The following is a 6,000-nucleotide window of genomic DNA, read 5'->3' on the forward strand; positions in this document are numbered from 1 at the left end:
TTGAAATTTATGCTAAAATAAATATATAAGTATTGAATTAAAAATTATGCCAACTCAAAAACCAAAATCAAATCCCGCACCAATAATCAAAACTGGGACTAAAATTTTTTTACGTTTATTTAAAATAGACCAGGAACGCCAACAAAAAGTTTATGATCAACTTAAAGAGGGCTCAGAGGGTGATTTAGATTTTTATACTTTATCGATTTTTTCGGCCATTATTATTAGCTTAGGTTTAATTATTGACAATGGCCCGGTAGTTATCGGCGGAATGTTGGTGGCGCCATTGGTTTGGCCTTTGTTGGGTTTAGGCATCTCGATTGTAGAGGGTAAAAAGATTTTTTTATGGAACGCCCTGACAGTTTTAGCCAAAGCTATGTTATTAATTTTATTTTTTTCTTTTTTAATCGGTTTATTAATACCAGCACAGACGTTAGGTGATCAAATTTTAATGCGCACTCAGCCAAGCATTTTTGAATTATTAATTGCTTTGGCAGCCGGTTTTATTGGCGCATTTATTATTGGTTATCCTAAAATAGGCTCAGCGATTGGCGGTGTGGCTATTGCAGTGGCCATAGTGCCACCGATTTGTGTTATGGGCGTTACCATTGCCAAGGGCGATTTGAATCAAACCGCCGGCGCATTTTTATTAGTTATCACTAACTTAATCGCGATTATTTTAGCTTCGAGCTTATTTTTTATTTTAGCTAATTTTAAACCACCAGCCAGCAAAGAAGCTCAGACTCGTCGTCGAAGTGGTATTATTTGGACTACAATTATTTTAATTATCATAACCGTGACTTTAGGTTATTTAACACAAGATATTATTCGCAATGACAAATTAAAAGAAAACGTTAATCAAATTTTAAGAAACAACATTGATCAAGTTGAGATCATTAATAATCAAATTAAAAATAAAGATGGTGTTTTATATATTGAAACAGTCATCCGCACTTCAAATTATTTAACCGAACAGAATGTTAAAATTTTAAGTCAAATTTTAGCCAGTGAATTAGATCAGTCAGTTGATCTAAGTTTGTCAATCATTCCAACTCAATTATTGCACGAAAGTTCAAGTATAATTAATAATCATTTTTCAAATTAATTATGAAGTTTAAATTTTTATTGATATTAATTTTAATTTTATTGCCTATTTTAAATACATCAGCAGCGAATTTGATTGAGGTTTATTTTTTTTATCAAGAGAGTTGTCCATATTGTGCTCAAGCGCAGACTTGGTTATCAGAGATGGAAAGTCAATATGCGAATTTAAAAATTAGACGTTTCGAAGTCAGCCAAAATAGCATGAATACCCAATTATTTACTTTAATGGCTGAAAAATACGGCGGGATGGCTCAAAGCTTACCGACATTTTTTATCGATTATTACATGGTGGAAGGTTTTGATGAATCAATTCAAACTGGTTTAGAAAAAAAGATTCAAGAGTGTTTAATTCAGCCGTGTATTTCGCCGGCTGAGAGTTTAAAAAGTGATAATGCCAATGTGGTAAACGATGGTCAAGTTATACCAGCAGAAAATAGGACGAGCAATATAATTATTGGTTCAATAATTATCATCAGCGCGTTGGGCTTGATTGTCTGGGGAGGAGTTAAGATAGTAAAAAAAATTAAAAAAAGGAGAATGTAAAAACAAAAAGTATAAAAATAAAGAGACTCTTGCTAGAGTCTCTTTTTGATTGATTTTATAATAGGAATTATATTTTTTTCATTAACTTTAAAATAATATAAGCCAACATACCACCAATTAAAGCTGTAAAAAGTTGAGGATATGAAAGCATGGCAGAAACTTTTTGAGCGACCGGTATTTGAACTAAAGTTTTAATAATAAAATGGCTAGAAATAAACAGAAAACCGAATTTAATTAAACTAGCCGAAATAATACCTAGCCAATAATTGTTATTTTTTAAACTATTAAAAATTAAAACCAACAAAACATTGCTCAACATAATAAATGGAATGGCCGGGGCTAAAATGGCTGGCAAAAGACCAACACTTAAAGCAATTACGCTGGGAATTAAAGCGATTAACATGGCGCTTGGTACGCCTAACATGATTGTAGCGATGAATAAAATAGCATTAACCAATGGGCCCGTAACGGTTTGTTGATGAAACAATGGTAAGATAGCAGATAAAGCTAAAAGAGTAGAGAATTGCGCTAGAGTGTTGGTTTTAACTTTATCAATTTTTAAGATTTGTGTTAATGACATATGATTTATTTTTAATTAATAAGTTTTAAATGTTAATTTATTAAGCTACGGGATTCTTCGTCCCCGCCCAAGGCGGGTCCCCAGAATGACATTTTTAAACCCTGTCATCCTGACCCGCCGAGTCGGCGGGGAAGGATCCCGTGAGATAACAGTTCGACAATATCAATAATTGCCTATAAATTATCGCTTAAATCTTTCCATTCTGGATTAATAGAATTAATTAAGTTTTCTTTCTTTTTTCTGATCCAACCTTTAATTTGTTTTTCACGATAAATAGCGTCGTTAGGATCATCGTATATTTCAAAATAAACTAATTTATCTACATTATACTTTTTAGTAAAACTTTTTAAACCAACCTTGTTTTTATGTTGCCAATTTCTACTCAATAATCCACTAGTAAAGCCTACATACAACGTAGTATTTCTTTGGTTTGACATGATATATACAAAGTATTGTTTGGTCATGGTAGTTTTTAAAGACGTTGGTTCGTTAGACTACGGGATTCTTCCCCGCCGACTCGGCGGGTCAGAATGACAGGAGTTAAAAATTATTTCAACTTCACCTCGCGTTTTTTGGTTTTATAATGAGTATGACAAATTGAATGAATTTTTTTCTCTGAAATTAGAAAATCTCGATAAACTTGTTTAACAACTGGATTTTCGTGAGCAAACTTGAGCTTTTTATTTTTATCAATTTTATATAAACTTTCAGCTCGAGCTTGACGAGTCTGTGCATCACTAGGGACTGGTTGACCACCACCGCCAATACAACCGCCCGGACAAGCCATAACTTCAACTCCGGCATAAGCTTGAGGATCTTTTTTTAATTCTTCTAAAATTTTAATAGCATTGCCAATACCATTAGCTGCTGCCATCTTGATTTTAGTTTGACCAATTTTAACTGTAGCTTTTTTAATACCTTCTTGGCCGCGGACTTTTTTAAAATCAATTTGAGGTGGTTGTTGGCCGGTCGCTTTAAAATAAGCTGTGCGCAAGGCTGATTCCATGACGCCACCACTGGCACCATAAATCACGCCAGCCCCAGACGGTTCGCCAAGCGGATTGTCAGCTGATTGGGATTTTAATTTAGTTAAATCTATATTACGTTTTTTAAATAAATAAGCTAATTCGCGGGTGGTTAAAACATAATCAACTGGGAACAGATTATTGATTTTTAATTCTGGTCTTTTAATTTCATATTTTTTAGCTGTACAGGGCATAACAGAAACGACAACAATATCTTGAGGTTTAATTTTATTTTTTTCAGCCCAGTAGGTTTTAATTATTCCACCTAAGATTATTTGAGGTGAGCGAGTGGTGGCAATATGAGGAATAAATTCAGGATAATTAAATTCTAAAAATTTAACCCAAGCTGGACAACATGAAGATAAACAGACGCCTTCTTTATTTTTAACTTTATCTAATAATTCTTGCGCCTCTTCGTAAGTCGTAAAATCAGCACCAACACACGTATCAAAAACATAATCTACTCCTAATTTTTTAATGCCAGCCACAATTTGTTCAGTCAGAATTTTACCATAAGGTAAATTAAACTCTTCACCAATACTTGATCGAATAGCTGGAGCAAATTGAAAGACCACAGTTTTATTTTTTTGTTGTAAAGGTTTCTCAATATTTTCAAATTCGCCGACCGCTTCAAACGCGCCGACTGGACAATGGACCAAACATTGACCACAATAAATACAATCTTTAGATGGATCGCAAGTTGGCTCAACTTGATGTTGCTGACCGTGTTTTTTAATTTCTAAAAAATTAACACCTTGTTGTTTGCAAACAGCGACACAATTACCACAATCAATACACTTAGATGAATCAAAAATTAAAGCTGGACCAAATTTATAAACTGGAAAATTAGTTTTGCGATCTTTAAAACGAGTAATATCAACTTTAAATTTTTTAGCTAAAGCTAATAAGTGGCAATTATAACCATAAACACAGTCATGACATTCTTCTTCGTGTTGAGCAAAAATTAATTCCAAATTTGTTTGACGAGCCTTTTTAACCTTAGTTGATTCAGTTAAAATTTCCATACCATCTTGGGCTTGAGTTGAGCAAGCAGTTTTTAATTCATCGTAGCCTTTAATTTCAACAACGCATAATCTACAACTGGCGCCTGGCTTTAAGTCTGAGTGGTAACATAAAGTTGGAATATCAATTTTATTTTTTTGAGCGATTTCTAAAATAGATTGCCCCGACTGAGCATTTATTTTTTTATTATTAATTTTTAAAGATATGTTTTTCATTTTAAAATAATTTTATGGATTAAATCATAAAAGGTTTGCGGAGCACATTGTCCCAAGGGACACAAACTTGACAATTGCATGGTATTTAAAATATCTTGCCAAACTTTTAAATCAAGATTTTTATTTTCAATTAATTCATTAATGCGATATAAACCTTCGCGACAGGGAACACATTTATCACAGTTACCTTGAAGCAAAAACTGACTCCATTCGTGCATAAGTTTAAAAGCGTCAGTCTTTTTTTTGTTATAAATAATAATTGCTCCAGAGCCGAGTACGGGTTGCTTTAATTCTTTGGGTAGTAAAATTGAGCCAATCGCACCACCGCCGGCTTTAATAAAAAAATCAAATTTGGGATAATTGTTGGTTTGCTCTAGAATTTTTTTAATAGATAATTTTTCATCAAATTCATAGACGCCCGGATTTGGTAAATCGCCACTCAAAGAATAAAAACGCGTATGATTATATTTATCTTGATAAATTTGGCTAACTGCATAAAAAGTTTCAACGTTATTAATTAAAGTTGGACAGCCATATAAACCAGATTGAGTCGGGTAGGGTGGCTTTTCTTCGGGTGTTAAATAATCACCTTGAATATTTTTAATGGCCACACTTTCTTCGCCAGCAATATAACCGCCTTGTTTTTTAAATAATTCAATTTTATTTTTACCAATTAATTTAGTTAATTTATTTTTGAATAATTTATAATAATCATGATTTAAATAAATATAAGCTTGTTGAGCTCCAACAGTTTTTAGGGCTAATTTAATACCATTGATGATTTCTTGAGGATAATTTTCTAAAAGATATTTATCTTTAAAAACATTGGGCTCACCCTCGGAAGCGTTACAAATAACATATTTAGTTTTGCTAGTAGCTTGTTTAACAAATTCCCATTTTAAACCCGTTGGAAAACCCGAGCCACTGCGACCACAGAGTTGGGCTTGTTTTATTTTAGAAATTAAATTTGTTTGAGTCATAAAATTATTTATTTTTTAATTTGGTCGGGGATAGGAGACTCGAACTCCTGACTTCCACGTCCCGAACGTGGCGCCCTAGCCGCTGGGCTAATCCCCGCATATTTTTTAATTATAACTTAAAAATGAAAAATATCCAAGCTGGGTTATTATTGTGAGGGAGTCTGTCTAGTCGGCGGGGCGGGGGGAGAAATCCCCTGAACGTTAATATTAAAATAAACGTTTTTTTATTGTCACCCTAAGTTTAGCTGTCATCCTGAACTCTAGTCCGCCAAATCGGAGGATGTTTCAGGATCTGTTAATACTCAAAACGTCTACACCTAGCAACATGCTTAACTCGACTACAGATGCTGAAATAAATTCAGCATGACAGAATTTAAACGGGTGGCTTTGGGTGGAGTGTTAGCCTGAATTCTATTCCAAAGTGAAACATTTTTAATTTCACTTTTGATTTCACTTCTTTTGATAAAATATTTCATAAGGTGTTTTAAAATTTAATCTTTTACGTGGTCGATGATTTAACAACCTAATCG

The 6,000-nt window shown here is 33.3% G+C and carries 7 protein-coding genes and 1 tRNA gene; 2 read left to right on the plus strand and 6 right to left on the minus strand.

The annotated features are described in order from the left end of the window. Positions 1-46 precede the first annotated feature (46 nt). On the plus strand, positions 47-1,105 hold the full coding sequence (locus tag PHS07_02000) for a DUF389 domain-containing protein (GenBank protein ID MDD4607093.1): 1,059 nt from the start codon (positions 47-49) through the stop codon (positions 1,103-1,105). A 2-nt stretch (positions 1,106-1,107) separates the two neighbouring features. Next, positions 1,108-1,647 (plus strand): hypothetical protein, encoded by a 540-nt coding sequence (locus tag PHS07_02005; GenBank protein MDD4607094.1) that lies wholly within the window; start codon positions 1,108-1,110, stop codon positions 1,645-1,647. A gap of 67 nt (positions 1,648-1,714) precedes the next feature. On the opposite strand, the gene PHS07_02010 is transcribed toward PHS07_02005, so the two are convergent. From PHS07_02010 to PHS07_02035, 6 genes are all read right to left on the minus strand, one after another. Beyond that, positions 1,715-2,227: an iron hydrogenase gene (locus tag PHS07_02010; GenBank protein MDD4607095.1), complete on the minus strand. Its 513-nt coding sequence runs from the start codon at positions 2,225-2,227 to the stop codon at positions 1,715-1,717. Between the two features lie 173 nt (positions 2,228-2,400). After that, positions 2,401-2,691 carry a GIY-YIG nuclease family protein gene (locus PHS07_02015; GenBank protein ID MDD4607096.1) on the minus strand — a complete coding sequence of 97 codons (291 nt, stop codon included), beginning with the start codon at positions 2,689-2,691 and terminating at the stop codon, positions 2,401-2,403. An 83-nt stretch (positions 2,692-2,774) separates the two neighbouring features. Beyond that, entirely contained in the window at positions 2,775-4,490 is a 1,716-nt protein-coding gene (locus PHS07_02020) for a [FeFe] hydrogenase, group A (protein ID MDD4607097.1), read from the minus strand. After that, positions 4,487-5,470 carry an NADH-ubiquinone oxidoreductase-F iron-sulfur binding region domain-containing protein gene (locus PHS07_02025; GenBank protein MDD4607098.1) on the minus strand — a complete coding sequence of 328 codons (984 nt, stop codon included), beginning with the start codon at positions 5,468-5,470 and terminating at the stop codon, positions 4,487-4,489. The genes PHS07_02020 and PHS07_02025 overlap by 4 nt, the downstream gene beginning before the upstream one ends. 21 nt (positions 5,471-5,491) lie before the next feature. Then, positions 5,492-5,567, minus strand: a tRNA-Pro gene (locus PHS07_02030). A gap of 241 nt (positions 5,568-5,808) precedes the next feature. Then, entirely contained in the window at positions 5,809-5,946 is a 138-nt protein-coding gene (locus tag PHS07_02035; protein ID MDD4607099.1) for a hypothetical protein, read from the minus strand. Positions 5,947-6,000 lie beyond the last annotated feature (54 nt).

Source organism: Patescibacteria group bacterium, assembly GCA_028707495.1.
Taxonomy (GTDB): Bacteria; Patescibacteriota; Patescibacteriia; order UBA2591; family JAQWAS01; genus JAQWAS01.

Coding starts and splice junctions, on each gene's coding strand:
- PHS07_02020 (MDD4607097.1), bottom strand. CDS start 4,490: ATGAAAAACATATCTTTAAAAATTAATAATAAAAAAATAAATGCTCAG.
- PHS07_02005 (MDD4607094.1), top strand. CDS start 1,108: ATGAAGTTTAAATTTTTATTGATATTAATTTTAATTTTATTGCCTATT.
- PHS07_02015 (MDD4607096.1), bottom strand. CDS start 2,691: ATGACCAAACAATACTTTGTATATATCATGTCAAACCAAAGAAATACT.
- PHS07_02000 (MDD4607093.1), top strand. CDS start 47: ATGCCAACTCAAAAACCAAAATCAAATCCCGCACCAATAATCAAAACT.
- PHS07_02025 (MDD4607098.1), bottom strand. CDS start 5,470: ATGACTCAAACAAATTTAATTTCTAAAATAAAACAAGCCCAACTCTGT.
- PHS07_02035 (MDD4607099.1), bottom strand. CDS start 5,946: ATGAAATATTTTATCAAAAGAAGTGAAATCAAAAGTGAAATTAAAAAT.
- PHS07_02010 (MDD4607095.1), bottom strand. CDS start 2,227: ATGTCATTAACACAAATCTTAAAAATTGATAAAGTTAAAACCAACACT.